Raw genomic sequence first — 25,158 nt, forward strand, 5'->3', positions numbered from 1 at the left:
ATGCCTGATGCCTATCTAGCGGCCAGCGAGTTTCTGTCCGCGCTCGATGCGGACTGGCAACGCCATATCGCAGCGGTCGGCCCGTGCCGGCATCAACCGCATCCGGCGCGTGATCCCTACGAGTCGCTGGTGCGGGCGATTGCTTATCAGCAACTGCATGCCAAGGCCGGGGATGCGATTGTCGGGCGGCTGGTGGGGTTGTTTCCTGGGCAGTCGTTTCCGCGGCCGGAGCAAATCCTTGCGACGGATTTTGAGCGCATGCGCAGTTGCGGGTTTTCCGCGGGCAAGATTGCGACGATCCAAGGGATTGCCCAGGCGACGCTGGATGGCGTGGTGCCGGATTACGCCACGGCGCTGGCGATGGACGATGAGGCGTTGATCGAACGTTTGGTCAGTTTGCGCGGGGTGGGTCGCTGGACGGTGGAGATGTTGCTGATTTACAGCCTGGAACGCAGGGATATTTTGCCGGCCGATGACTTTGGTGTGCGTGAGGGGTATCGGCGTTTGAAGGGGTTGGAGGTGCAGCCGACGCGCAGGCAGATGGTTGAGATCGGGTTGGCCTGGAGTCCTTTTCGGACGGTGGCGGCTTGGTATTTGTGGCGGGTGCCTAAACCGCTGCCCTCACCCTAGCCCTCTCCCAGAGGGAGAGGGAACTGATTGGGGGAGATTGGAGATTCACGTCGACCTGAAATAACGCCTGTGAATCCATGATCGCCAAGGCTTCTCAATTCCATAATCGACTGCCCTCACCCTAACCCTCCCGAAACGTCGGACCGCCCAAAGGTAGAGGGGACTGATTGGAGGATATTGGAGATTTTACGTCGACCTGAAATAACGTCTTTGAATCCATGAACGCCAAGACTTAGATCCATAATCGACTCGGTTTTTCAGGTCGATGTATAACGCAAGACTCCTCGCTCGGCTCCCTCTCCCTCCGGGAGAGGGCTGGGGTGAGGGCCCGCTTTTCAAAGCCCGGATTTCAACCGGCTGAACGCCCGGATCAACGCCCGATTGAACGCCTTGCCATTGTCATTCTTGCTGTACAACGAAGCCCTGACCTGCGCGGACGGATACGTCCCCGGATCATTACGAATCGACGCGTCCACCAAACCATCCGCCGCCGTGATCGCATTGGCGTAGTGAATGGTGTCGGTGATCGGCGCAATCACTTCCGGCGTCATCAGATAATCCATCAGCGCCAACCCGGCCTGCGGATGCGGCGCGTCCTTGGGCACGACCATGGCATCGAACCAGATCAACGTGCCCTCTTTCGGAATCCGGTAACTCAATGTGAACGGCTTCTTCGCCGCCTCCGCCTGCCCCGCCGCAATGGCGACATTGCCGTTCCACGACATCGCCACGCAGGTATTGCCATTGGCCAGATCGCTGATATTCAGATCATTGTCGAAATAGCGGATATACGGCCGGATCTTCGCCAGTTGCTGCTCGGCGAGTTTCAAGTCATCAAGATTTTGCCGATTGATGTCCAGCCCCATGTACTTCATGACAGCGGCGAACACTTCGTTGGGATCGTTGAGCAGACTCACCCCGCAATCGGCGAATTTCGAAACCACCGCCGGATCGAACAACATCGCCCAACTGTCCGTCGGCGCCTCGGGTAACCGCTGTTTTATCGCCTCCTCCTGATAGCCGAAGCCAGTGGTGCCCCAGGCGTAAATCCCGGCATAGCGATTGCCCGGATCGAACACCGCCATGTGCTGGCGAAACTCTTCACCGACCCCGGCGAAGTGCGGCACCCGGGCCTGGTCCAACGGCTGGATCGCGCCGCTCTCGATGGCCCGCGACAGGTGCTGTCCGGCGGTCAACACCAAGTCGTAACCGCTGCGCCCGGTAAGCAGTTTGGTCTCGACGGTTTCCAGCGAATCAAAGTGATCGGCGACCACATGAATGCCAGTCTGCGCCTCGAAATTCTTCAGGGTATCCGGCGCCAGGTACTCGCCCCAGATGTACAGATTTACTACAGGTTTGGCGGTGTCGGCAGCCTGCACACACAAGGGGGCGAGCACCAGCATCAAGGCTTGAGTCAGTTTGTGCAGGCGCATGGTCAGGCTCCTTTTTTCAGGCCGGCGTATTGCGGCATGGTGATGCACGCGACGTTGCCGCCGCCGAGAAGGATTTCCCGGGAGTTCTCGATGCCAACAATCTTGTGCTGCGGGAACAGTTCGGCCAGCGTCGCCATGGCAACCTTGTCGTTACGATCACCAAACAGCGGCACCACGATCGAGCTGTTGCCGGCGTAGTAGTTGATGTACGACGCGCAGATTTTCGTGCCGGCCTGACGAGTGTGGGTGCTGTCCTGCTGGTCGAGGCCGTCGGCTTCTTCGGCGGTCCACTCGAGCACGTCCGGTTGCGGCAGCTTGTGCACGATCAACTCGCGGCCACGGCTGTCGCGGGTGCTGCGCAGGATGTCGTAGGCTTCTTGATAAATTTCCCACTGCGGATCGTCGCGGTTGTCGGTCCATTGCAACACCACTTCACCGGGACGCACAAAGCAGGCGAGGTCATCGACATGGCCATCGGTTTCGTCGAACTTGCAGCCGCGTGGCAGCCAGATGACTTGCTCGGCACCGAGGTAATCAGTCAGGCGTCGGGTGACTTCGTCCTTGCCCAGATGCTGGTTGCGATTGCGGTTGAGCAGGCATTGTTCTGTGGTGAGGATGCTGCCCTGACCGTCACTCTGGATGCCGCCCAACTCGGCAATCAGCGGCGCGCGGTAGCGGTCGAAGCGCTCGATTTCGAGGATCTTGCTGGCGATCTGGTCGTCCTTGTCCCACGGGTAATACAGGCCGCCGTCAAGACCGCCATAGGCGTTGAATTCGAAGTCGACGCCACGCACTTCACCGCTCTGATCATTGACCACAAAGCATGGGCCGCTGTCGCGAAACCAGGTGTCGTTGCAGGTCATCTCGACCACGCGCACTTGCGGCGGCAACTGCCGGCGGGCCGTGGCGAACTGCGCGGCCGATGCGCACACGGTGACCGGTTCGCTGTGGGAGATGGCGGTGACGATCTGCACCCAGACTTTCTGCGCCGGTTTCGCGCCGTTGCGCCAGACATCGGTGCGCTCCGGCCAGCCGAGCCAGCAGCCGGACTTGGTTTCGAATTCGCCGGGCAGACGGAAGCCGTCCTGTTTGGGGGTGGAGTCGAGCAAACGTGCCATGGTCAAACCTCGTCTTCGCGATGGGAATGACCACAGGCTAAGGGCGCGGGCCGTGGGCTCGCCAACGATGATTATTACGGAACAGTTGAATTCAACTCATCAATCGGCCAGTTGATCGTTGAACCATTCGAGCATCTGCGCCACCGCCGGACGCTCCAGCCGCAGCCGCTCGCAGACCAACGCGTATTGGCCAAGGGCAGTCATGCTGGATGCGAAGGGCCGCACAAGGCGACCACTCTGTAAATCCTCCTGCGCGGTGAGGTTATCGCCCATGGCCACGCCCTGCCCTTGCGCCGCCGCTTCCAACGCCAAACCAGCGTGGGCGAAATACAACTGACGCTGCGGGCGTAGATCACCGGCGTGGCTGGTCAGCCACGCGGTCCAGGTCTTGCCGTCCTGATCGTCGTGCAGCAGGCAGTGACGGGCCAGATCCTTCGGGGTTTTCAAGCTGCCCTGGTTGAACAGGCCGGGGCTGCACACCGGGAAGAACTGCAAGGCTGGCAGTGGCCGCACGAAGTAGGCGCTGCTGTCCACCGGGCCGGTGCCGTAGGTGATCGCCAGGTCGATGTCTTCGCCGGGCGCCGTGGCGTCGATCGGTTGTTCGTAGAGGTGCAAGGTGATGTGCGGATAACGCGCGTAGAAATCAGTGAGGCGACTCATCAACCATTTCTGCGCGAGCTCGGCGGTGACGGCCAGTCTGAGCACGGCCAGCGACGACGGATCGCGCAATTCATCGCAGGCATCGCCGATCAGTTCGAAGGCTTGTTGCAGGCTTTGCATCAGCCGCCCGGCGGCGATGGTCGGGCGGATTTGTCGGCCTTCGCGGATGAACAGTGGGACGCCGAGTTGTTCTTCGAGCTGGCGGATCTGATGGCTGACGGCGCTGTCGGTGACGCACAGTTCGGCGGCTGCCCGGCCGAAATGCGCGTGGCGGGCGGCGCATTCGAAGGTGCGCAGGGCGGCCAGGGAGGGAAGTCGTCGCATGTGGGGGGGTCCGTTTTTTTTTGTCATGCTGACTGGCTCGTCGATATGAGTCCAGCCCGTTACCCTCACCCCAGCCCTCTCCCGGAGGGAGAGGGGGCCGATCGGGGGATATTGACGATGTACGCCGACCTGAACGTGCTTGGGTAAATCCATAATCGACCGGATTTCCCAGGTCGATGGATGACGCAAGACAACTCGGTCAGTCCCCTCGCCCTCTGGGCGGTCCGACGTTTCGGGAGGGTTAGGGTGAGGGGCTTTTGCCTGTATCGCACTGTATACCCGGAAGCCGCAGACACACCCAACGCACAATCCGCCACCCCGCCGACACATCCCCGATACACCCCAACGCTGAAATGCCCCGGTCGATTTCACTCAACTCACCGGAGACGCCTCATGACCACCACCCTTTCAACTGCGGTCAAATCCCTGCACCTGAACCTCGACCGCGCCGGTACCTGGCTCGCCCCACTGACCCTGCGCCTGTTCATCGCCTGGGAATTCTTCGAGTCCGGACTGGAGAAATTCAACGGGCAGAACTGGTTCGAAGACATCCAGGACAAATTCCCCTTCCCGTTCGATCACCTGCCGGCGACGCTCAACTGGGAATTGTCGATGTGGGCTGAACTGATCTGCGCACTGGCGATTCTGGTGGGCTTCGGCACGCGGATCTCGGCGATCTCACTGATCGTGGTCACCGTTGTTGCCACCGCCGCTGTGCACTGGCCGGCTGACTGGTCGTCGCTGAGCGAGTTGGCGCAGGGTTATGCGATCACCAACAAAGGCTTCGGCAACTTCAAGCTGCCGGCGATTTACCTGGCCGCGCTGCTGCCTCTGGTGTTCGCCGGGGCGGGAAAGTTGAGTGTCGATGCGTGGCTGGCGCGGGTGTTCTGGAACCGGAGCACCCGCTGAGGCTCAATGCGCCCGATCAAGGCCGGCGAGCAAGGCGCTGTCACGGCTGTAGATGTCCGGTGAGTAACGCACGCGGCCGCTGCTGTCGACCTGTGCCGTCCAGTAAGTCATCAGGATTGGCACCGGCGCTGACAGGCGAAATTCGTGGGTGGTGCCGGTGGCCAGCAGGGTTTCGGTGCGGGCCTTTTCTGCGGGTGTGAGCAACAAGTCGCGCAATTGCATCGGATGCTCGACCCGCACGCAGCCGGAGCTGAAGGCGCGCGGGCCTTTTTCGAACAGCGCCTTGCTCGGCGTGTCGTGCAGATACACCGAGAACGGGTTGGGGAAGCGGATGACCATTTGCCCCAACGGATTACGCGGCCCGGCATCCTGACGCAGCATGATGTTGCCGGGGTTGTCCCAGTCGATGTCCGCTGCCGCCAGCGGCTGACCGTTGGCGTCGAGCACTTGCAGGTTCTGACGGCTGAGGAAGGTCTGGTCCTTGCGGATTTCCGGCAGTTTGTCTTCTTTCCAGATGGTCGGCGGCACGGTCCAGGTCGGGTTCAGGGTCAGGCGTGTCACCCGGGATTTGAGCAACGGCGTCTGGCGCTCGGCGCGGCCAACCTGAGTGCGCGTTTGCCACACCGCCACGCCGCCCTGATACAGCGTCAGTTCAGCGGCGGCGACGTTGACCAGCAAGCCATTGGGCTCCAGGTCCTGGGCCATCCAGCGGAAACGCTCGAGGTTGACCCGCAACTGTTCGCGGCGGGTCAGCGGACTGATGTTGAGTTCAGCAATCGTTCCCGGCCCGACCACCCCGTCAGCCTGCAAGGAATGGTTGGCCTGAAAACTCTTCACGGCGTCGACCAGCACGCCGTCATACGCATTGCCGGGCGTGCCAATGATCTGGGTCAGATAGCCCTCGCTGTACAGACGCTGGGCCAGTTCCGGTACGCGTTTGTCTTCCATGGCCGGGCGCAGCAGCGGCCCGTTGCCCACCGCTTGCCATTGCGGCAAGGTTTTGAGCCGTTGCGCCGCATAGAGCTGACGCAGGTCCTGATATTGCGCCAGACGCGGACGGGCAAGGTCGAACGCAGCGGGAATGTCGTGCAGGCCGGGAACGGCGATGGCCAATAATTCCGCCTGACGGTCGCGCGGAGTGGCGTCGGCATGCCACAGCGGTTCGAAGTGCGATTGCAGCAGGAGACCGTAGTGCAAATCCTGCAGGGCCTGGAGATAGTTGCGACTGATGTCGATGTCGGCACACAACTCGCCATCCTGAGGCGCCGTGGTGGCGATCGGATAGTTTTTTGGATTGAGGCCATCATCGGCCAACAGCTGTAATTGCGCATGCAACACCGGCAATCGTGCGGATTCGTTGGCCCACACCGGCATCCAGTCCTGCTGCTGGTAGAACGCTTGCAGTTGCGTCAGCGCCGGGCCGTTGAGGCGCGTGGCAATCGCCGGACACGACTGCGCCAGACTGATCAACACCGCCTGCAACGGACTTTGCGGCTCGACCGGCATTTCCGCCGGTGGTGTTGGCAATGTCTCCAGCGGTGGCAGCGGCTCATCGGCACAAGCGACAAACGGCGCAGCGAGCAAACAAATGCTCAAGTAGCATGCGTACTTTTTGAACAACTGCTTTACTCCAATCCATGGCCGTCTAGATGATGGCCAACCTTACATCAGGTGCGCTGAACAGTCAGGCTCGATCTGCGGGCTTGCGGGTATTGACTGGGAGTCAGGAGCCAAAGTGCCAAATATGTAGCAAGTGAGGACACTTTATAAAATGTTGACGTTTTTGCGCCGACTTCTGCTGACTGCCACCGCTATCGTCGTGACCAGTCCAGTTTTTGCCGCCGGCAAACCATCGCCGGTTCTCTTCACCAGCCTCGCGCACGCCGCGCCAGAACTCAATCCCCAAGCGCTGAAAGGTGCGTTGAACGCCATGCAATGCGCGGTCAACAACGGTGCGAAGCCGTCCCGCCATCTGGCGATCATCGACTATTCGCAACCGTCCACCGAACGCCGCCTGTGGATCTTCGACCTGAGCAAAAAGAAATTGGTGCTGCGCGATCTGGTCGCCCACGGCTCCAACTCCGGGGAAAACTTCGCCACGCAGTTTTCCAATGTCGAAGGCAGTTACCAGTCCAGCCTCGGCCTGTTCCGCACCCAGGAAAGTTACAGCGGCACCCACGGTTATTCGCTGCGCATGGACGGTCTGGAGCCGGGTTTCAATGACATGGCCCGCGATCGTGCGATCGTCATTCACGCCGCCAGCTATGTGAATCCGTTGTGGAGCAAGAAACAGGGGCGCATCGGCCGCAGCCAGGGCTGCCCGGCGGTACGACCACAGATTGCCAAGCAGGTGATCGACCGCTTGAAGAACGGCCAGTTCATGTTTTCGTGGTACCCGGATCAGCGCTGGTTGAAGTCTTCGCCTTATCTGAACTGCCAGCCGCAGCAGGTGGCGAGCATCCTCAATACCCACGCCAGCTGACCGACCACCACAAATCCCCTGTAGGAGCTGCCGAAGGCTGCGATCTTTTGACTTTGACTTTCTAGAAGCAAGATCAAAAGATCGCAGCCTTCGGCAGCTCCTACAGGGAGACTCGCAGTCACTTTCATTACAACTTTGTCATTCAGCTGTCGGTTTGCCGTGCGGATCGCTCGGTAGCCTGAAGTTGTCCCGGCGCCAATGCCGATCAACCTTGACCACTGAGTGACTGATCATGAAAAGCCTCCTGCTCGCTTTCACCGCCCTCCTCGCCACCGGCAGCGCGTTCGCCGCGAACATGCCCGACACCGCCGTGATTCATGACAAATCCGGCTTCTACGTCAATCTGGATGTCGACAAAGTCCTGTCCAGCACCGATATTTCACAAGCGTGTGGCGTGGTCCCGGCGCAATTGAATTACCTCGACCATCAGGGCCGCGAACATGTGCTGGACTATCAGGTACAAGGCAGCGGCTGCATCAATGACCATTGAGACTGATCGATGAATATTCTGGTTGTCGAAGACGAACCCAAGGCCGGCAATTACCTGCTCAACGGATTACAGGAACTGGGTTACAGCGTCAGCCTCGCCCGCGACGGTGCCGACGGGCTGCACCTGGCGCTGGAACACAGTTTCGATGTGATCGTGCTCGATGTGATGATGCCGAAAATGGATGGCTGGGAAGTCCTGCGCCGGTTGCGCAAGGAGGCTGACACGCCGGTGCTGTTCCTCACTGCTCGCGATGACATTGCTGACCGCGTCAAAGGCCTGGAACTGGGCGCTGATGATTACCTGATCAAGCCGTTTTCCTTTGCCGAACTGGTGGCGCGCCTGCGCACCCTGACCCGGCGCGGGCCGATCCATGAAGACGAACAACTGCAAGTCGCCGACCTGCAGATCGACGTACTCAAGCGCCGCGTGAGCCGTGCCGGTGTACGCATCACCCTGACCAACAAAGAGTTTGCGTTGCTGCAGTTGTTCGCCACGCATACCGGGCAAGTGCTGGCGCGTTCGCTGATTGCCTCACGGGTGTGGGACATGAATTTCGACAGCGACACCAATGTGGTCGATGTCGCCGTGCGCCGCTTGCGGGCGAAGATCGATGATCCGTTCCAGCTCAAGCTGATCCACAGCGTGCGCGGCATCGGTTATCGCTTCGATACGCAGCCATGAGCAGCCCTCGGCCGTATTCGTTGACCTTGCGCCTGGCGCTGGTGTTCGCCCTGCTTGCGTTCGCCTCGCTGGCTGGCCTCGGCGCTGCGCTGTACAACGAACTGGAGCGACAGTTGATCCGCCGTGATGACACAGCGCTGGTCAGCCGCGTCGATCAGTTGCGCACCTTTCTCAACGACAGCAACACTCTGGAGCTGATCAAGAACAAACCGGCGCTGTTCCAGAACATGCTCGGCAACCACGAAGCACTGCTGACCATCGGCACGCCGGGGCAACCGCCGCTGCTGGTGGTCAACCCGGGCAACCTGAATACACCGACGTTGCCAGCGGTGCCCATCGATCATGCGATGACACTCAAAGACGTACAGCATCTGCCGAGTGTCGACGGCGTGCCGTTTTCGGCGGTGGCGGCGAGTATCGATTCCGGAGAACTGGGCAATCTGCAAGTCACCACCGGGCGCCTGATGAGCGAGCGCACGGCGATGCTCGCCAATTACCGTTTGAGTGTTTATGGACTCGCCTCGCTGGCGGCGCTGTTACTGGCGGTGGTTGGCTGTTTGCTGGTGTATCGCGGTTTGCTGCCGTTGCGGCAACTGGCGAAGCACGCTCATGGCATTGGTGTCGGCAACCTTGGCGAACGCCTCGCCAGCAGCGGTGCGCCGCGAGAATTGCAGCCGATGATCGAGGCGTTCAATGCCATGCTCGACCGCCTCGCCACGGGTTTTGCGCAATTGAGTCAGGTGTCCACCGACATGGCCCATGAACTGCGCACGCCGATCAACAACCTGCTCGGCGAAACCCAGGTCGCGCTGCAGCAGAATCGCAGTATCGAGGCTTATCAGCAGTTGCTCGCCTCCAACGTCGAAGAGCTCGAACGGCTGACGCGGATGCTCGACAACATGCTGTTTCTGGCGCGCACCGATCCGGCCAGTGCCCTGAGCCAGCGCCAGGAGCTGGATGCGGCGGATGAGATGCAACGCATTGCCGATTACTTTGAAGGATTGGCGGCAGATGTCGGGATGAGCATCGAGGCCCGTGGCAGCGGTGTGATCTGGGCCGAGCCGATGCTGCTACGCCGCGCACTGGCCAATCTGTGCGCCAATGCGATCAAGTACGGAGAGGCGGATTCGACGGTGCAGGTGGAAGCGATTGCCGAGGCGGATGGCAGTTATTTGCGGGTGCGCAACCACGGCACGACCATTGCGCCTGAGCATCTGGCGCGGCTGTTCGAACGTTTTTACCGGGTCGATCAGTCCCGTGAACGCTCGGCCCAATCCAATGGTCTGGGCCTGTCGATTGTCGCGACCATCATGCAGTTGCATCAGGGCCGCTATAGCGTCAGCAGTGTCGATGGCATCACCTGCTTCGAATTGTTCTTCCCCGCCCGGCAATCACCTTCATCGACTTTTCCGCCGTCATCGCTGGCAAGCCAGCTCCCACAATGATTGGCGCTGAATCCAGATTTCCGGCCAACCCAAAACCCTGTGGGAGCTGGCTTGCCAGCGATGAGGTCAGCTTGATCAACATCAACTTTCCCTGACCCCGCAGCTACCGCGAGCAGGTCGAATCGGCGCGCTGTCGCTCCCACAGCTTGATCTCGGCTCGGCTGATGATCAGGGCTGTCAGCATCAGTGCTGAGGCGACGCCGAAAGTGATGTGCAATCCACTGGCAATCGCCGTTGCCGGCGCTTGCGTCGGATCCCCCGCCGCCAGCGCAAACACCGCACCCATTACTGCCGCCCCGGTAATCAACCCAAGATTGCGCGCCAGCCCGAGCATCGCCGAAACCACGCCGCGCTGCTCCTGACGTACTCCGGCCATCAACCCGGTGTTGTTCGCCGCCTGAAACAGCGCATAGCCAACGGCGACCACTGCAATCGGCAGCAAATAGGCGGGCAACCCCAGACTCATCGGCAACAGCGCCAGCAAGCCACAACCGCAGGCCATGCCAAGCAACGCGCCCGGCACGATCCGGCGCGCGCCGAAACGATCCACCAGACGCCCGGCCGGCACACCGCCAAACGCAGACAACAGCGGTCCGATCGATAACGCCACGCCGACCATTGTGCTGCTGAGACCCAAACCCCGGTGCAAGTAAAACGGACCGACCACCAGCGTGGTCATCATCACCGTGGTCACCAGCAACGTCAGCGTCAGACTGCTGCTCAATCGCGCGTCGCTAAACAGCGACAAACGAATCAGCGGCGACTTGGCCTTCATCTCGACCACGATGAACAATCCTGCGCCGCCCAGGCTGGCCAGCAGCAATGGCACGGTGAAACCTTCAAGGGTCATTGCCAGCGCATAGGCCGCCAGCGTCAACACCAGCACCACGCTGCCAGAATAATCGAACGCGACTCGCGGCCCTGTTGCCCGATCCGCCGGCAAATAGCGGTACACCAGCCACGCATTGAGCAAGCCCAGCGGTACGTTGAGCAAAAATATCGCCTGCCAGCCGACATGCGTCATCAACAGCCCGCCCAGCGACGGCCCGAGACTGGTGCCCGTCGCCGACATTGTTGCCAGCAACCCCATCGCGCTGCCCGCCCGCGATTTGGGCACCGCATCGGCCACCAACGCCACGGTCAAGGCGAACATGATCGCCGCGCCGACGCCTTGCACCGCTCGCGCACCGATCAGCCAGCCCAGTCCCGGTGCCAGCGCGCAGGCCAACGAAGCGCTGGTGAAAATGCCGATCCCGATCAACAGCAATCGACGTCGACCAAAGCCATCGCCCAGCCGCCCGACACTGACGATCAGCGTGGTGATCGCCAGCAGGTAAGCCAGCACGATCCATTGCACCTGTTGAAACGTCGCCTCGAACGCCGTCGCCAGAATCGGCAACCCTGCGTTGGCAATACTGGTGTCCAGCGACGGCATCAACATCGACAGGGCCAGACTGGTCAGCGCCCATCGGGCCGAAGTGCTCAGGGATTCTTGGGACATGGCAGGCTCACAGTGCAAAGGTGACCGGCCATAGCCTGAGCCTCGACAACACACGGCGCAAGACGCATGCTTTGCACTCAATACCTGCATGGAACGCCATGTCATGAGCGCCCCGGATCTGAACCTGCTGATTACCCTCGACGTTTTATTGCGCGAAGGCAGCGTCGCCCGCGCTGCCAAATGCCTGCAGTTGAGTCCATCGGCCATGAGCCGCGCCCTCGCCCGTCTGCGCGAAACCACGGGGGATCCGTTGCTGGTGCGAGCGGGTCGTGGCCTGGTACCGACGCCGCGCGCACTGGAACTGCGCGAACGGGTCAGTCATCTGGTGCAAGACGCCGAAGCGGTTTTACGACCTGCCGAAGTGCTCGACCCCGGCCGCTTGCAACGCACCTTCACCCTGCGCAACACCGACGGTTTTGTTGAAACCTTTGCCGCCGCTCTGCTCGCGCGGATCGCCGAAGAAGCACCCGGCGTGCGCCTGCGTTTTGTGCAGAAAGCCGACAAGGACAGCACGCCGTTGCGCGAAGGCCGTGTCGATCTGGAAACCGGCGTGGTCGACGACAGCACCGACCCGACGCTGCACAGCCGCATCCTGTTTCAAGATCAGTGGATCGGTGTAGTGCGTGAGGGGCATCCGTTGAGCGCGGGAAAAATAACCAGCAAGCGCTTTGCCGGTGGCCAGCACATTCTTATCTCCCGACGTGGGCGCAGCAGCGGCCCGGTCGACGAAGCACTGCTCGCGTTCGGACTGACGCGGGACATCGTCACCTCGTTCGGTGGCTTCTCGGCAGCGCTGACGCTGGTGCGGGAATCAGAGCTGATCGCCACCGTCCCGCAGCGTCACACCAGCAAACTGCGCAGCGGCCTGCACAGTTTCGCCCTGCCCTTCGCGATGCCGGACATCAGCGTGTCGATGCTCTGGCACCCGCGCATGGACGCCGACCCGGCGCATCGCTGGTTGCGCGATTGTGTGCGGCAGGTCTGCGCTTAACGCGCGTCGCCACCCGCTGGTTTGTAGAAGAGGAATTTTTTCGTTTCGGCAGTCTTGCGGTACTCCTTGGCCCAGCTCGGATGCACGTTGCGGTCGTGGAAATACAGCGCGCCGTTGGTGCGATCCTTGAGTTGGCGGTTCAGCGCTTTGCGGGCGATGTCCTTGGCCAGCGTGTATTCGGCATCTTCCTTGACCTGATCCGGACGCCCGTCGCACCACCAGGAAAACTGGCAGCTCTTGGTTTCCGAGCCTTGTTTGACGACAGCACACACCGTGTCGGGAAAGCCTTCGTGGCCAAGGCGATTCATCACCACACTGGCCACCGCTTCCATTTCCGGCGTGTCTTTGCCTTTGGCTTCCCAGTAAATACTGCGCGCCAAACAGGTGATCGGATCGTCCAGCGGCGCCGCGCCGGCCGGGTCGACCGCCTGCACTTCGGTCGGGGTAATGGCTTCGGCTTTCGGTGCCGGTGCGGCGCTGACTTTGTCCGCCGCTTTCTCTTCCAGTACTTGGGCTTTTTCTTCAGCCTTCGCTTTGATCGGGGCCTGATCGGTGGCCCAAGCAGAGCCTGCCAACAGGGTGAATACGAGACAACCCGCCCATCCTTTCAATCCCATGTCTGTTCTTCCGGCAGCGCCCGAGTCGGGCAAGGTGTTACGTCGGGGAGACACCCGTATCCCGGGGTCTTCGGTGAGTGTAGACGGCAAATCCATCGGCAAAGTTGCGCAGAAAAACCGCTGAATGAAGAAAAAAGACATTGCACTCCCCGGGGGCCTTTCGCGCATCATGGGCGCATTCAGCTCCAGGGAGATTTCCATGCGCTTCATGCCATCCGTTTTGCGTCTTGCCGTTTTGTCCGTGAGCGTTATGTTTGCCATTCCGGCCATGGCTGGCGATGAATCGCAACTGATCGAGTCGATCAACAGCTACCGCAGCCAGCCGCAGCGTTGCGGCAGTCAGGCGTCGAACGAACTGCCACCGCTGTCAGCTGATCCACGGCTGAGATTACGCGCTACCGGTGCCGTCGATCTGCAGCAAGCCATGGCCAGCGCCAGTTACCCGATGGTCAATGTGCAAGCGATCACGCTCAACGGCCCGCGTGATGCGGCGTCGGCGATGAAGGCAATTCAGGAGAGTTTCTGTCAGGTGGTGCTCGATCCGCAGTTCGTCGATGTCGGTGTCAGCCGCGATGACCGTGACTGGCGCATCGTGCTGGCGCGGCCGCTGCTGTCGGCCAAGCTCGGTGACGCGCAAAGTGAGGGACAGAAGTTGCTCAATGAACTCAATGTCGCCCGTAGTCAGGCGCGTCAGTGTGGTGGTCAGGCGTTCGCCGCTGCCGCACCGCTGGCGTGGAACGCGACGCTGGGCACGATCGCCCAGGATCACAGCCGCGACATGGCCAACAACAACTACTTCGACCACAAGGACCGCGACGGCCGTACTCCCGGCGATCGCGCCGAACTCGCCGGCTACAGCGGCCAACAGGTCGGCGAAAACATCGCCGCCGGACAAGACACCGTGCACAAAGTCGTCGAAGGCTGGCTCGCCAGTCCCGGCCACTGCGCCAACCTGATGAACCCGCAATACCAGGAACTCGGCGCCGCCTACGCGACCGACCCGAAAAGCAGTGCCGGTATCTACTGGACCGCGATGTTCGGCGCCCAGTAACTCAAATCTCAAACACACCGCCCCCACAGGGGCTTGAGTTGATCAGTAGATCTTCGGCCGAACCGAGATCCAATGTGGGAGCGAGCCTGCTCGCGAAGAGGCCCTTACATTCAACATCAACATTGTCTGACCTGACGCCTTCGCGAGCAGGCTCGCTCCCACAATGATCGGTGTAATGCTCATCATCCCTGAACAACACAAAACCCTGTGGGAGCTGGCTTGCCAGCGATGAGGCCCGCCCCTTCAACATTGATGTCGACTGACCCACCGCTATCGCTGGCAAGCCAGCTCCCACAGGGTCAGCAGTCGCTCGGAAGATTGAGGCAATAAAAAACCGCAGCCTGGCTGCGGTTTTTCAGGCTCAGTGGGTCCTCATCCCCGCTGCATACATCGCCAGTTTCAGCAGGCTCGCCACCACCGCCAGCGACACCACGCTGCCCAGCCAGATCAGCAACAACCAGCCCAGACGCTTGTACCAGCGGCTGGATTTCACTTCGCGCGAATCAATGGTAGCCATCGCCAATCCTCACTTTGCCGCGGAATACGTAGTAGCTCCAGAAGGTGTACATCAGGATCACCGGCAGGATGAACAGTGCGCCAATCAGTGCAAACAATTGGCTCGACGGCGGTGACGCGGCGGCCCAGATGCTCACCGACGGTGGGATGATGTTCGGCCAGATACTCAGCGCCAGGCCGATGTAACCGAGCAACATCAGCACCAGCGTAAACACGAATGGCCAGTGCGTATGGCGCTGACGCAACGTACGCAGCAGCCCGAACAGCGCCAGCAACGCCAACACCACCAATCCGGCAAACACCTGCAGATGCCCGTGTGTCGACCAACGTGTCGCCAGCTCCGGATGCAGTTGCAGGGTCCACACGCCGATCACCAGCACCATCGCCATCAACAGCAAGGCCAGCGGCCGGGTGAACAGACGCATCCGCGACTCCAGCATGCCTTCGGTCTTGACCAGCAACCACGTACTGCCAAGCAACGCATACGCGATCACCAGCCCCACGCCACACACCAGCGGAAACGGTGCCAACCAGTCCAGACCGCCGCCGGCAAACTGCCGATCGACTACCGGAATCCCGGACACGTACGCGCCAATCACCACACCCTGGGAGAACGTCGCCAACAGCGAGCCACCGATAAACGCCTTGTCCCACCAATGACGTTTTTGCGGCGAAGACTTGAAGCGAAACTCAAACGCCACGCCACGGAAAATCAGCCCGCAGAGCATCAGGATCAGCGGCAGATACAACGCCTCGAGAATCACCCCGTACGCCAGCGGAAACGCGCCATACAACGCCGCGCCACCGAGCACCAGCCACGTCTCGTTACCGTCCCACACCGGCGCGACGGTGTTCATCATCACATCGCGTTCCTGCTCATCCGGGATCAGCGGAAACAGGATCCCCAGGCCCAGATCGAAGCCGTCCATGATCACGTACATCATCACCCCGAAGGCGATGATCACTCCCCAGATCAACGAGAGATCGATACCTTGAATACCCATGACTCAATGCTCCTTCATAGGGGCGGTAGCCGCCGAAATCGGTCGACGCGGCGCCTGCAACTCATCGCCCGCAGGCGGATGTTCGTGGTGCGGCTGCGGGCCTTTTTTCACCAGTTTCATCATGTAGCCGATGCCCACGCTGAACACGGTGAAATAGATCACCACGAATAGCGCCAGCGACGTACTCATCTGCGCCACCGAGTGATGCGATGCCGCGTCGTGAGTGCGCAACAAGCCATAAACCACCCACGGCTGACGCCCGACTTCCGTGGTAATCCAACCGGCCAGCAGCGCAATCAGCCCGCTCGGCCCCATCAACAACACCAGTCGCTGGAAGCCGCGATGCTGATAAAGCTTGCCGCCCCGGCGCAGCGCCAACCCCAGCAAACCAACGAGGATCATCAACATCCCCAACCCGGCCATGACGCGGAAGCTCCAGAAAATCACGGTCGAATTCGGCCGGTCTTCTTTCGGAAAGCTCTTCAGCGCCGGGATCTGCTTATCGAGGCTGTGGGTGAGGATCAGGCTGCCGAGATAGGGAATCTCCAGCGCATACTTGGTCTTCTCCGCCTGCATATCAGGGATGCCGAACAGCACCAGCGGCGTCGGGCCGTTGTCGGCGTTTTCCCAGTGACCTTCGATGGCGGCGATTTTTGCCGGTTGATGTTCCAGCGTGTTCAAGCCATGGGCGTCACCGACCACTGCCTGGATCGGCGCAACGATCAACGCCATCCACAACGCCATGGAAAACATCTTGCGCACCGGCGCCGTGTTATTGCCGCGCAGCAAATGCCAGGCAGCCGAGGCACCGACGAAGAACGACGTGGCGACAAACGCGGCAATCGCCATGTGCGCCAACCGGAACGGGAACGACGGGTTGAACACGATCGCCAGCCAATCCAGCGGCATCACCCGACCGTCGACGATTTCAAAGCCTTGCGGCGTCTGCATCCAGCTGTTGGACGCAAGAATCCAGAACGTCGAAATCAACGTGCCGATGGCGACCATTACCGTGGCAAAGAAGTGCAAGCCACGGCCGACACGGTTCCAGCCGAACAGCATCACCCCGAGGAAACCGGCCTCAAGGAAGAACGCAGTCAGCACTTCATAGGTCAGCAACGGCCCGGTGATGCTCCCGGCAAAATCCGAGAAGCCGCTCCAGTTGGAGCCGAACTGGTACGCCATGACCAGTCCCGAAACCACGCCCATGCCAAAGTTGACCGCAAAGATCTTCGACCAGAAATGGTAGAGATCGCGGTACGTGTCGTTATGGGTTTTCAGCCACAGACCTTCGAGTACCGCGAGGAAACTCGCCAGGCCAATGGTGATCGCCGGAAAAATAATGTGGAACGAAACCGTGAACGCGAATTGAATTCGCGCCAGGTCCAGTGCCTCCAGATTGAACATGATGATGTCCTCATCCAGGCTGAAAAGCGGCAGCACGAATCCGGGCCACCGCCAGACGCGAACGCCTGCAGCCAGTCAAATTGCTATGGTTTTTATGAGTCGCGGGTTACGCCAGCGACGACGGGATCAGGTTGCTGACCTTCGCGGCTTCGAGGCGGATCGCGACGAACTTGGAGGTCGGCGTATACGTGCGGTCGCCGTAGCTTTCCAGCGGTACCAGCGGGTTAGTCTCCGGGTAATACGCCGCTGCCTGCCCTGGCGGAATGTCGTAGGCAATCAGGGTGAAACCGCTGACCCGACGCTCGCGCTCGTCATCCCACAGCGCCACCAGATCAACCTTCTGCCCCGGTTCAAAGCCCAGGCGCTGGATGTCCTGCTCGTTGGCGAAGATCACATCGCGCATGCCGTAAACACCGCGATAACGGTCATCGAGGCCATACAGCGTGGTGTTGTACTGATCGTGGGAACGCATGGTTTGCAGAATCAGATGCGGCTTGACCGGCAGGTTGCGCACGCCCTCGCTGATCAAGTGCTCGGGCAGCACGCACGGGGTGAATTGAGCCTTGCCGCTGGCGGTGTTCCAGACCCGATCCGAAGCGTCGTTACCGAGGTGGAAGCCACCCGGAATCAGCAGCTTTTCATTGAAGTTTTCGAAGCCCGGAATCACGTCGGCAATCAGGTTGCGGATGCGCCCGTAGTCGCCCACCACCCACTCCCAATCGATCGGGTGCTTGCCCAACGTCGCGGCGGCGATCCCAGCAATGATCGCCGGCTCGGATTTCAACTGCGCCGACTTCGGTTTCAATTGACCGAACGACAAATGCACCATGCTGAACGTGTCTTCGACGGTCACGCCTTGCGGGCCTTCGGCCTGGATGTCGATGTCGGTGCGCCCGAGGCATGGCAGGATCAGCGCGTCATGACCGGTGACCAGATGGCTGCGGTTGAGCTTGGTCGCGATGTGCACAGTCAGGTCGAGTTTGCGCATCGCCGCGTGGGTGCGCGGGGTGTCCGGCGTGGCTTGGGCGAAGTTGCCGCCCAGACCGATAAACACCTTGGCTTCGCCACGCTCCATGGCGCCGATCGCCATCACCGTGTTGTGGCCGTGCATGCGCGGCACGTCGAAGTTGAAGCGTTTTTGCAGCGCGTCCAGCAAGTCCTTCGGCGCCAGTTCGTTGATGCCCATGGTGCGGTCGCCCTGCACGTTACTGTGGCCGCGAACCGGCGACAGCCCCGCGCCCGGACGGCCGACGTTGCCGCGCAGCAGTTGCAGGTTGATGACTTCCTGCAGGGTTGCCACTGAATGCACGTGTTGGGTCAGGCCCATGGCCCAGCACATGATCACGCTTTTGGCGCGGCCATACATGCGCGCGGCCAGTTCGATGTCATGCAACGGCACGCCGGACTGCTCGAGAATGTGCTCCCAACTTGTCGCCTCGACTTCAGCCAGATAGCTGTCGAGCCCTGTGGTGTGCTCGGCAATGAACGCATGATCGAACACCGGCTCGCCGCCCGTTGCCTGCGCTTCGCGCTCCCACTGCAGAAGGAATTTGACCATGCCGCGAATCATCGCCATGTCGCCACCAAGGGCTGGGCGGAAGTACGCGGTGTTGGTCGCTTCCCAGCCGTTGCTGAGCATTTCGATCGGGTTCTGCGGGTTCTGGAAACGCTCCAGGCCACGCTCTTTCAGCGGATTGATACAGACCACTTGCGCGCCACGTTTCACCGCTTCACGCAGCGGTTCGAGCATGCGCGGGTGGTTGGTGCCGGGGTTCTGGCCGATAACGAAAATCGCATCGGCGTGATGCAGGTCCTCGTAGACCACGGTGCCTTTGCCGACACCGAGGGTCTCGATCATGCTCACCGCACTGGCTTCGTGGCACATGTTCGAGCAGTCGGGGAAGTTGTTGGTGCCGAAGGCGCGGACGAACAATTGATAGAGAAACGCCGCTTCATTGCTCGCACGGCCGGAGGTGTAGAACTCGGCCTCGTGCGGCGATTTGAGGTTTTTCAGATGATCAGCGATCAGCGCAAAAGCATCTTCCCAGCTGATTTCCACGTAGCGGTCGACCCGCGCGTCGTAGCGCATCGGGTGGGTCAGACGACCCTGATACTCCAGCCAGTAGTCGCTCTGCTCGGCCAGGCTCGACACTGTGTACTTGTTGAAGAAAGCCGGGTCGACCAAACGTCCGGTCGCTTCCCAGTTCACCGCTTTCGCGCCGTTTTCGCAGAACTTCAACATGCTCGCGCCCGGCGCTTCACCCCAGGCACAACCCGGGCAGTCGAAGCCGCCGTTCTGGTTGGTCTTGAGCATGGCACGGATGTTTTTCAGGGCGTTTTCGCTGCCCAGCCAGCTTTTGGTCAGGCTGATGACAGCGCCCCAACCGGCAGCGGCGCCTTTGTAGGGTTTGTAACGGTCGACTTGTGACATGGGACTCTCCATGACGATGCACACAGGCATGAACCTGATTCGGTTAAACAGCGACGGCCGACTTTCAAGGTTGAAAAGGGGTCGTTGGGGTTGCCGGGGCAAGGATATGAACCGTTACAAAACATTGTCTAATCGCTATTAATGACCGACTTATCGAAAGCATCTATCACGGATTAAAACCCTTTATTTACGGGGCTTTGCGAAACTAACGAAGCAACTTTTTGCGCAAAATAATTCATCATCGACGGGATCAATCAGCTGTTCATTAACAGTGATTGGACGGCACTTAAAGTTAGCCATAACCTGCGCTGACCAAACTCCTTCAACCGGGGTTTTCATTCCTGCGAGGCTGTCATGTCAGAGCGTGTCTTGATCGATGGTTACAACCGCCGCGTCGACTATCTGCGCATGTCGGTGACCGACCGCTGCGACTTCCGCTGCGTCTATTGCATGGCCGAAGACATGCAGTTCCTGCCCCGCCAACAAGTGCTGACGCTGGAGGAAATCTATCAACTGGCGCAGAGCTTTGTGGCGCTGGGGACGCGCAAGATTCGCCTGACCGGTGGCGAGCCGTTGATCCGCCCGGGCGTGGTCAAGCTCTGCGAGCAGATCGCCGCCCTGCCCGGCCTGCGCGAACTGTGCATGACCACCAACGGCTCGCAACTGGGCAAACTCGCGGCGCCGCTGTTCGACGCCGGGGTCAAACGCCTTAACATCAGCCTCGACAGCCTCGATCCGCAGCGCTTCAAACAGATGACCCGCACCGGCGATCTGGCGCAGGTGATCAACGGCATCGATGCCGCGCGCAAGGCTGGTTTCACCCGCACTAAACTCAATGTCGTGGTGATGCAGGGTCGCAACGATCAGGAAATCAATGATCTGGTCAGCTTCGCCATTGATCGTCAACTCGACGTCTCCTTCATCGAGGAAATGCCGCTGGGGATCATCAGCGAACACAGCCGCGCCGAGTCGTTTTTCTCCAGCGCCCAGGTGCGAGAAAAGATTGCCGAACGCTACACGCTGATCGACTCGGCGGAGTCGACCCAAGGCCCGTCGCGCTACTGGCGGCTGGCCGAGGCGCCGGAGATTCGTCTGGGTTTTATCTCACCGCACAGCCACAACTTTTGCGGCACCTGCAACCGCGTACGCCTCACCGTCGAAGGGCGCCTGCTACTGTGTCTGGGTAACGAGCATTCGGTGGATCTGAAAGCGCTGCTGCGCGCCCACCCGGGCCAACCGCAGCGGCTGGAGAAAGCCATTGTCGAGGCGATGAAGCTCAAGCCGTATCGACATAATTTCGAAGTGAACGACGATGTTCAGGTTGTGCGCTTCATGAACATGACCGGCGGCTGATCCCGCCAGTTTCATCGGTTATCGGAACCGCAAAGCATGATCATCAGACCCAAGGTCAACCAGTTCGCCATTCTCTTCACCCTCAAGGGTTCGATTGCCAAACGCATCGCCCTGCGCACGCTGATGGTCACCCTCCTTGCCTCGGCCATTGTGTTGGTGGAAATCCTCCATCCGAGCAACTTCACCAAGGTCAATGCCACGCCGTTTACCTTGCTCGGTTTGTCGCTATCGATCTTCATGAATTTTCGCAACAACGCTTGCTATGACCGTTGGTATGAAGCGCGCAAGGCTTGGGGCGAAGTGATCGTGCACATTCGCTCGGTGATTCGCGAAACCCATGTGATTCGTGAGTCCGCCGAGCGTAAACCGTTGCTGCTCAACCTTTGTGGTTTTGCTCATGCGTTGAACGCGCGGTTGCGTAAAGAAAGCGAAGCGGACGCCAGTAGCCAATGGATCATGCCGAAACCCGATCCGCAGACACCGGATTACAGCGGCCGCATTTTGCAGACGGTTGGCCAGCAGTGTTCCGATCTGCATCAGAACGGTGAGCTGACTGAGTGGCGCTATATGCTGCTGGCCAATCACCTGACCAGCCTGACCCAGGCGCAAGCGGTGTGCGAACGGATCAAGACTACGCCCCTGCCGTTTCCCTACACGCTGTTGCTGCACCGGACGATTTATCTGTTCTGCATCCTGCTGCCGTTTGCCATGGCCGAACCGTTGGGCTGGCTGACACCGTTGTTCACGGCGATTGTCAGCTACACGTTCTTTGGCCTCGATGCGATTGCCGATGAACTGGAAGACCCGTTTGGCCGCGACGAAAACGACCTGCCGACTGATGCGCTGGTACGCACCATCGAACGCGATATCCTCGCCGAACTCGGCGCCGAAGTGCCGCCGGCGCTGAAGCCAGTGGACTATGTGCTGAGCTGATCCGTAGCTCTCCAGACACCTCAAAACCCTGTGGGAGCTGGCTTGCCAGCGATGAGGCCGTGTCAGCCAACGTCAATGCCAACTGACCTGCCGCCATCGCTGGCAAGCCAGCTCCCACACGTTCTGTGTACACCGCGGATATTGATGCCCCCACAGTTTGATTGGTGGTGAGGTCAGAAGAGTTCGTTGAACGGGATAAAGCGCAGCGGGTCGCCGAGGTTGTGCGTGCTGTTCTCGGGGATTTCCACCAGGCCATCGGCCCAGGTCGCGCCAAGCAGGACGCCGGAGCTTTGATTGGGATAGAGCACCGCACGCCCCGCCTCCAGCCTCACCCGCAGGTATTCACGGCGGCCGCCAGCCTTGTGCCAGTCGAAACCTGCATTGACCGTAAAACTCAGCGGCATGACATCTTCCACACCCTGAATACGCAGCAAATACGGCCGCGCCAACAAGCCAAACGTCACCAGCGCCGAGGTCGGATTGCCCGGTAAACCAATCACCGGCACCGTGCCAAAATGCCCGACCGTCAACGGTTTGCCAGGCTTGATCGCCAGTTTCCACAACAGCGGTTTGCCGCTGTCGCGCAGCACTTGCCCGAGGCAATCGGCATCCCCGGCTGACACGCCGCCCGTAGTCAGAATCAGATCAACGCTTACTTGCAGTTGCTCAAGTTTGAGCCGCGTCTGCGCCGGGCGATCCGGGAGGATGCCGGCGTCGATCACTTCGCAGCCCAGCTCCCGCAACCAGTGGCCGAGCAATACGCGGTTGCTGTTGTAGATGCTGCCGGGCCGCAGTGGCTGGCCCGGCTCGACCAGCTCATCACCGGTCGACAGCAACGCCACACGCGGGCGACGCACCACGTGCAGTTGCGCCAACCCTTGTCCGGCGGCGACTGCCAGTTCGAACGGTCCAAGGCGTTTGCCGGCGCGCAGCAGGATGTCGCCGACGCGATTTTCCTGACCTTGCGCGCGGATGTTCTGCCCCGCCTTCAGCGGCTGCAAGAAGCGCACGCGGCCGTCCTCCAGCACTTCGACGTTCTCCTGCATTTCGACGCAGGTGGCGCCGGGCGGCAGCGGCGCGCCGGTAAAAATCCGTGCGCAGGTGCCGGGCAGCAACGTGTCCGGTGCCAGCCCGGCGTAAACCTTCTGTGAGACCTTCAGCGGCTGTCGGTGCAGATCGGCGAGATTGAGCGCGTAACCGTCCATGGCACTGTTCGGCCACGGCGGCAAGTCGAGGGTCGCCACCAGATCACTGGCCAGCACCCGCCCACGCGCATCGTCGAGCGCCAGCAGTTCGCTGTCGGCCAGACGTTGCTCATTGGCCATGCACAGCAATTGGTCGAGGGCGTCCTCGACCGGCATCAACGGTGCTTTGCTCATCCGCGTGACCCGCAGGCTTGCACGGCTTTCAGGTGCGGGACGAAGTTGCATGGGCGATGACGGTTGTCCAGTTGCTCGGCAAGAATGCCTTCCCACGCCGTGCGGCAAGCGCCGGTCGAGCCCGGCAGGCAGCACACCAACGTGCCGTTCGACAACCCGGCCAGCGCGCGGCTTTGCACGGTGGACGTACCGATATCCAGAATCGAAATCGCCCGGAACAGTTCGCCGAAGCCGTCAATCTGCTTATCAAACAAGCAGGCCACCGCTTCCGGCGTGCTGTCGCGACCAGTGAAACCCGTGCCGCCAGTGATCAGCACCACCTGAATGCCTTCGTCGGCAATCCAGTTCGCTACCTGAGCGCGGATCTTGTACAGATCGTCCTTGAGCAAGTTGCGCTCGCTCAACGTATGACCGGCTTCCAGCAACCGACTGACCAGCAACTGGCCCGAGGTATCGCTGGCGTAATCGCGCGTATCGCTGACCGTCAGCACGGCAATATTCAGGGGGACAAACAGGGCATCGGCTTTGGCACTCATGGCAGTTCTCCGGCAGCAGTCAATCAACATTGCCGAGCAGCCTAAGTGCCACTTATGAGTACTGTCTAATCACTCTCGCCAACCACATTATCGACCGGCTCTATCGGTGCTTTTCACCTCGCTAAACGCCAGTAAAACCGGGCCTGATAGAGCTGATCGATAGTGCCTTAAATACTTCCGATTGGACGAACAACTGTTCAAGTGAGATCGTCGCACCCTGCGCTTTTCGTGCGTCTCGCGCATCCGCGTCAATACTCAATCAAAAAATCCCCATCGAGCAGGTGCCATCGTGGACATCAAACAACTCAAGTTCCTGATCGCGCTGGACGAAACCCGCCACTTCGGCCAGGCCGCCGCACGCTGCCACATCACCCAACCGACGTTGTCGATGCGCCTGCGCAATCTCGAAGATGAGCTGGATCTGGTGCTGGTCAACCGTGGCCAGCGCTTCGAAGGTTTCACCCAGGCCGGCGAACGCGTGCTGGCCTGGGCGCGCACCTTGCTCGCCGCGCATGACGGTTTGTTCGCCGAAGCGGCGGCGTGTCGCGGGCAATTGGTGGGTAGCTTGCGTCTGGGTCTGGTGCCGCTGAGCAGCTTCAACCCGGTCAATTACATTCAGGGTTTGTCGGGGACATATCCAGAGTTGAAGTTCAGCCTGTCATCGCTCAGTTCCGACGAGATCATCGCCGGGCTGGGCAACAATCAGCTTGATCTGGGCGTCTGCTATCTGGACCACGTCAACCCGAACTATTTCGAGTTTTTCGAAATCGGCGAGACCCGCGTCGGCCTGCTCTACGACAACCGCCACTTCCAGTTCGAAGGCTCGGAAATGAGCTGGGAAGACGCCGCCGAATTACCGCTGGGGATGATCACCGCCGGCATGCATTACCGTAAATCCATCGACTTGAGCTTCCGCAGCCGTGGGCTCAGCCCGCAGCCGATCATGGAAAGCGATTCGACCTATCAGCTGTTGCAGGCGATTCACCAAGGCTTCTGCTGCGCGATCATGCCGCTGGACAGCGGGCTTGAGGAGCCGATCGAGCACCTGTCGTTCATGCAGTTGCCGGATGCCAGCGTGCTGGCGCCGCTAGGCCTGGTGATGCGCAAGACCGAGCCGCGTTCGGCGATTGCCGAGAAGTGTTTTGCCGAGGCGCGGAAGTTGTTTGGGGTTGAGGTTTCTGCCGAATAAGCAAGGGTGGATGTCCCGGCCTCATCGCTGGCAAGCCAGCTCCCACAGTTTCCGATGTGATCACAGTTTCTGTGCACG

The 25,158-nt window shown here is 60.4% G+C and carries 23 protein-coding genes; 11 read left to right on the top strand and 12 right to left on the bottom strand.

Features of this window, described 5'->3' with window-relative positions; translation table 11 throughout:
* Complete coding sequence (locus ACM6JQ_RS10115; protein ID WP_414893700.1) at positions 1-630, top strand: DNA-3-methyladenine glycosylase family protein; 630 nt, start codon at positions 1-3, stop codon at positions 628-630.
* 335 nt (positions 631-965) lie between these two features.
* Here ACM6JQ_RS10115 and ACM6JQ_RS10120 read toward each other — a convergent pair whose 3' ends face one another.
* The 3 genes from ACM6JQ_RS10120 to ACM6JQ_RS10130 form a co-directional block, all read right to left on the bottom strand.
* A complete protein-coding gene (locus tag ACM6JQ_RS10120) occupies positions 966-2,063 on the bottom strand; it encodes an extracellular solute-binding protein (protein WP_007915647.1) in 1,098 nt (365 codons plus the stop codon).
* A gap of 2 nt (positions 2,064-2,065) precedes the next feature.
* Positions 2,066-3,181 carry an agmatine deiminase gene (gene aguA / locus ACM6JQ_RS10125; RefSeq protein ID WP_414893701.1) on the bottom strand — a complete coding sequence of 372 codons (1,116 nt, stop codon included), beginning with the start codon at positions 3,179-3,181 and terminating at the stop codon, positions 2,066-2,068.
* Positions 3,182-3,280: 99 nt separating this feature from the next.
* Positions 3,281-4,165 (bottom strand): LysR substrate-binding domain-containing protein, encoded by an 885-nt coding sequence (locus tag ACM6JQ_RS10130; RefSeq protein ID WP_414893702.1) that lies wholly within the window; start codon positions 4,163-4,165, stop codon positions 3,281-3,283.
* Positions 4,166-4,558: 393 nt separating this feature from the next.
* On the opposite strand from ACM6JQ_RS10130, the gene ACM6JQ_RS10135 reads away from it, so the two are divergent.
* Positions 4,559-5,074, top strand: a complete 516-nt coding sequence (locus ACM6JQ_RS10135) for a DoxX family protein (RefSeq protein WP_273915513.1) — start codon at positions 4,559-4,561, stop codon at positions 5,072-5,074.
* A gap of 3 nt (positions 5,075-5,077) precedes the next feature.
* Here the strand turns inward: ACM6JQ_RS10135 and ACM6JQ_RS10140 are convergent, their stop codons facing one another.
* Entirely contained in the window at positions 5,078-6,694 is a 1,617-nt protein-coding gene (locus ACM6JQ_RS10140) for a L,D-transpeptidase family protein (protein ID WP_095113570.1), read from the bottom strand.
* Positions 6,695-6,845: 151 nt separating this feature from the next.
* On the opposite strand from ACM6JQ_RS10140, the gene ACM6JQ_RS10145 reads away from it, so the two are divergent.
* The 4 genes from ACM6JQ_RS10145 (at position 6,846) to ACM6JQ_RS10160 (ending at position 10,172) form a co-directional block, all read left to right on the top strand.
* Complete coding sequence (locus ACM6JQ_RS10145; protein WP_007918401.1) at positions 6,846-7,556, top strand: murein L,D-transpeptidase catalytic domain family protein; 711 nt, start codon at positions 6,846-6,848, stop codon at positions 7,554-7,556.
* Between the two features lie 232 nt (positions 7,557-7,788).
* Positions 7,789-8,046, top strand: coding sequence for a DUF2790 domain-containing protein (locus ACM6JQ_RS10150; protein ID WP_038366121.1), 258 nt, complete (start codon positions 7,789-7,791; stop codon positions 8,044-8,046).
* Positions 8,047-8,055: 9 nt separating this feature from the next.
* Positions 8,056-8,727 (top strand): heavy metal response regulator transcription factor, encoded by a 672-nt coding sequence (locus ACM6JQ_RS10155; protein WP_007918415.1) that lies wholly within the window; start codon positions 8,056-8,058, stop codon positions 8,725-8,727.
* The gene (locus tag ACM6JQ_RS10160; protein WP_414893703.1) at positions 8,724-10,172 is read left to right on the top strand and encodes a heavy metal sensor histidine kinase; all 1,449 of its coding nucleotides are present in this window, start codon (positions 8,724-8,726) and stop codon (positions 10,170-10,172) included. The genes ACM6JQ_RS10155 and ACM6JQ_RS10160 overlap by 4 nt, the downstream gene beginning before the upstream one ends.
* A gap of 103 nt (positions 10,173-10,275) precedes the next feature.
* Here the strand turns inward: ACM6JQ_RS10160 and ACM6JQ_RS10165 are convergent, their stop codons facing one another.
* Positions 10,276-11,673 carry an MFS transporter gene (locus ACM6JQ_RS10165; protein WP_414893704.1) on the bottom strand — a complete coding sequence of 466 codons (1,398 nt, stop codon included), beginning with the start codon at positions 11,671-11,673 and terminating at the stop codon, positions 10,276-10,278.
* Positions 11,674-11,776: 103 nt separating this feature from the next.
* Here ACM6JQ_RS10165 and ACM6JQ_RS10170 point away from each other — a divergent pair, with 103 nt between their 5' ends.
* Entirely contained in the window at positions 11,777-12,664 is an 888-nt protein-coding gene (locus ACM6JQ_RS10170; RefSeq protein ID WP_414893705.1) for a LysR family transcriptional regulator, read from the top strand.
* On the opposite strand, the gene ACM6JQ_RS10175 is transcribed toward ACM6JQ_RS10170, so the two are convergent.
* Entirely contained in the window at positions 12,661-13,281 is a 621-nt protein-coding gene (locus ACM6JQ_RS10175) for a cell wall hydrolase (protein WP_034155563.1), read from the bottom strand. The two genes, ACM6JQ_RS10170 and ACM6JQ_RS10175, sit on opposite strands and share 4 nt — an antisense overlap.
* 199 nt (positions 13,282-13,480) lie before the next feature.
* Between ACM6JQ_RS10175 and ACM6JQ_RS10180 the strand changes: the two genes are divergently transcribed.
* A complete protein-coding gene (locus ACM6JQ_RS10180; protein ID WP_414893706.1) occupies positions 13,481-14,332 on the top strand; it encodes a CAP domain-containing protein in 852 nt (283 codons plus the stop codon).
* 361 nt (positions 14,333-14,693) lie between these two features.
* Here ACM6JQ_RS10180 and ACM6JQ_RS10185 read toward each other — a convergent pair whose 3' ends face one another.
* The 4 genes from ACM6JQ_RS10185 to ACM6JQ_RS10200 all read right to left on the bottom strand — a co-directional run bounded on the left by ACM6JQ_RS10185 (position 14,694) and on the right by ACM6JQ_RS10200 (position 19,690).
* A complete protein-coding gene (locus ACM6JQ_RS10185) occupies positions 14,694-14,849 on the bottom strand; it encodes a DUF2474 domain-containing protein (RefSeq protein ID WP_081265204.1) in 156 nt (51 codons plus the stop codon).
* Positions 14,836-15,852 (bottom strand): cytochrome d ubiquinol oxidase subunit II, encoded by a 1,017-nt coding sequence (gene cydB / locus ACM6JQ_RS10190; protein WP_007918423.1) that lies wholly within the window; start codon positions 15,850-15,852, stop codon positions 14,836-14,838. Before cydB ends, ACM6JQ_RS10185 begins: the two co-directional genes overlap by 14 nt.
* A 3-nt stretch (positions 15,853-15,855) precedes the next feature.
* The gene (locus ACM6JQ_RS10195; RefSeq protein WP_414893878.1) at positions 15,856-17,259 is read right to left on the bottom strand and encodes a cytochrome ubiquinol oxidase subunit I; all 1,404 of its coding nucleotides are present in this window, start codon (positions 17,257-17,259) and stop codon (positions 15,856-15,858) included.
* 106 nt (positions 17,260-17,365) lie between these two features.
* Complete coding sequence (locus ACM6JQ_RS10200) at positions 17,366-19,690, bottom strand: FdhF/YdeP family oxidoreductase (protein ID WP_414893707.1); 2,325 nt, start codon at positions 19,688-19,690, stop codon at positions 17,366-17,368.
* 354 nt (positions 19,691-20,044) lie between these two features.
* Here ACM6JQ_RS10200 and moaA point away from each other — a divergent pair, with 354 nt between their 5' ends.
* Both moaA and ACM6JQ_RS10210 read left to right on the top strand, forming a co-directional pair.
* Positions 20,045-21,043 carry a GTP 3',8-cyclase MoaA gene (moaA, locus tag ACM6JQ_RS10205; protein WP_007918429.1) on the top strand — a complete coding sequence of 333 codons (999 nt, stop codon included), beginning with the start codon at positions 20,045-20,047 and terminating at the stop codon, positions 21,041-21,043.
* A 36-nt stretch (positions 21,044-21,079) separates the two neighbouring features.
* The gene (locus tag ACM6JQ_RS10210; protein ID WP_095113578.1) at positions 21,080-21,976 is read left to right on the top strand and encodes a bestrophin family protein; all 897 of its coding nucleotides are present in this window, start codon (positions 21,080-21,082) and stop codon (positions 21,974-21,976) included.
* A gap of 173 nt (positions 21,977-22,149) precedes the next feature.
* On the opposite strand, the gene glp is transcribed toward ACM6JQ_RS10210, so the two are convergent.
* Positions 22,150-23,355: a gephyrin-like molybdotransferase Glp gene (gene glp / locus ACM6JQ_RS10215; protein ID WP_007918936.1), complete on the bottom strand. Its 1,206-nt coding sequence runs from the start codon at positions 23,353-23,355 to the stop codon at positions 22,150-22,152.
* A complete protein-coding gene (gene moaB, locus ACM6JQ_RS10220) occupies positions 23,352-23,891 on the bottom strand; it encodes a molybdenum cofactor biosynthesis protein B (protein WP_007918937.1) in 540 nt (179 codons plus the stop codon). The genes glp and moaB overlap by 4 nt, the downstream gene beginning before the upstream one ends.
* A 289-nt stretch (positions 23,892-24,180) precedes the next feature.
* Between moaB and ACM6JQ_RS10225 the strand changes: the two genes are divergently transcribed.
* Positions 24,181-25,080: a LysR family transcriptional regulator gene (locus ACM6JQ_RS10225; RefSeq protein WP_108226803.1), complete on the top strand. Its 900-nt coding sequence runs from the start codon at positions 24,181-24,183 to the stop codon at positions 25,078-25,080.
* The last annotated feature ends 78 nt before the right edge of the window (positions 25,081-25,158 follow it).

The organism is Pseudomonas sp. IT-232MI5, from assembly GCF_949767845.1.
In the GTDB taxonomy this organism is placed as follows: Bacteria; Pseudomonadota; Gammaproteobacteria; order Pseudomonadales; family Pseudomonadaceae; genus Aquipseudomonas.

Coding starts and splice junctions, on each gene's coding strand:
- moaA (WP_007918429.1), top strand. CDS start 20,045: ATGTCAGAGCGTGTCTTGATCGATGGTTACAACCGCCGCGTCGACTAT.
- ACM6JQ_RS10160 (WP_414893703.1), top strand. CDS start 8,724: ATGAGCAGCCCTCGGCCGTATTCGTTGACCTTGCGCCTGGCGCTGGTG.
- ACM6JQ_RS10150 (WP_038366121.1), top strand. CDS start 7,789: ATGAAAAGCCTCCTGCTCGCTTTCACCGCCCTCCTCGCCACCGGCAGC.
- aguA (WP_414893701.1), bottom strand. CDS start 3,181: ATGGCACGTTTGCTCGACTCCACCCCCAAACAGGACGGCTTCCGTCTG.
- cydB (WP_007918423.1), bottom strand. CDS start 15,852: ATGGGTATTCAAGGTATCGATCTCTCGTTGATCTGGGGAGTGATCATC.
- ACM6JQ_RS10135 (WP_273915513.1), top strand. CDS start 4,559: ATGACCACCACCCTTTCAACTGCGGTCAAATCCCTGCACCTGAACCTC.
- ACM6JQ_RS10180 (WP_414893706.1), top strand. CDS start 13,481: ATGCGCTTCATGCCATCCGTTTTGCGTCTTGCCGTTTTGTCCGTGAGC.
- ACM6JQ_RS10210 (WP_095113578.1), top strand. CDS start 21,080: ATGATCATCAGACCCAAGGTCAACCAGTTCGCCATTCTCTTCACCCTC.
- ACM6JQ_RS10200 (WP_414893707.1), bottom strand. CDS start 19,690: ATGTCACAAGTCGACCGTTACAAACCCTACAAAGGCGCCGCTGCCGGT.
- ACM6JQ_RS10185 (WP_081265204.1), bottom strand. CDS start 14,849: ATGGCTACCATTGATTCGCGCGAAGTGAAATCCAGCCGCTGGTACAAG.
- moaB (WP_007918937.1), bottom strand. CDS start 23,891: ATGAGTGCCAAAGCCGATGCCCTGTTTGTCCCCCTGAATATTGCCGTG.
- ACM6JQ_RS10170 (WP_414893705.1), top strand. CDS start 11,777: ATGAGCGCCCCGGATCTGAACCTGCTGATTACCCTCGACGTTTTATTG.
- glp (WP_007918936.1), bottom strand. CDS start 23,355: ATGAGCAAAGCACCGTTGATGCCGGTCGAGGACGCCCTCGACCAATTG.
- ACM6JQ_RS10145 (WP_007918401.1), top strand. CDS start 6,846: ATGTTGACGTTTTTGCGCCGACTTCTGCTGACTGCCACCGCTATCGTC.
- ACM6JQ_RS10175 (WP_034155563.1), bottom strand. CDS start 13,281: ATGGGATTGAAAGGATGGGCGGGTTGTCTCGTATTCACCCTGTTGGCA.
- ACM6JQ_RS10120 (WP_007915647.1), bottom strand. CDS start 2,063: ATGCGCCTGCACAAACTGACTCAAGCCTTGATGCTGGTGCTCGCCCCC.
- ACM6JQ_RS10115 (WP_414893700.1), top strand. CDS start 1: ATGCCTGATGCCTATCTAGCGGCCAGCGAGTTTCTGTCCGCGCTCGAT.
- ACM6JQ_RS10130 (WP_414893702.1), bottom strand. CDS start 4,165: ATGCGACGACTTCCCTCCCTGGCCGCCCTGCGCACCTTCGAATGCGCC.
- ACM6JQ_RS10155 (WP_007918415.1), top strand. CDS start 8,056: ATGAATATTCTGGTTGTCGAAGACGAACCCAAGGCCGGCAATTACCTG.
- ACM6JQ_RS10195 (WP_414893878.1), bottom strand. CDS start 17,259: ATGTTCAATCTGGAGGCACTGGACCTGGCGCGAATTCAATTCGCGTTC.
- ACM6JQ_RS10165 (WP_414893704.1), bottom strand. CDS start 11,673: ATGTCCCAAGAATCCCTGAGCACTTCGGCCCGATGGGCGCTGACCAGT.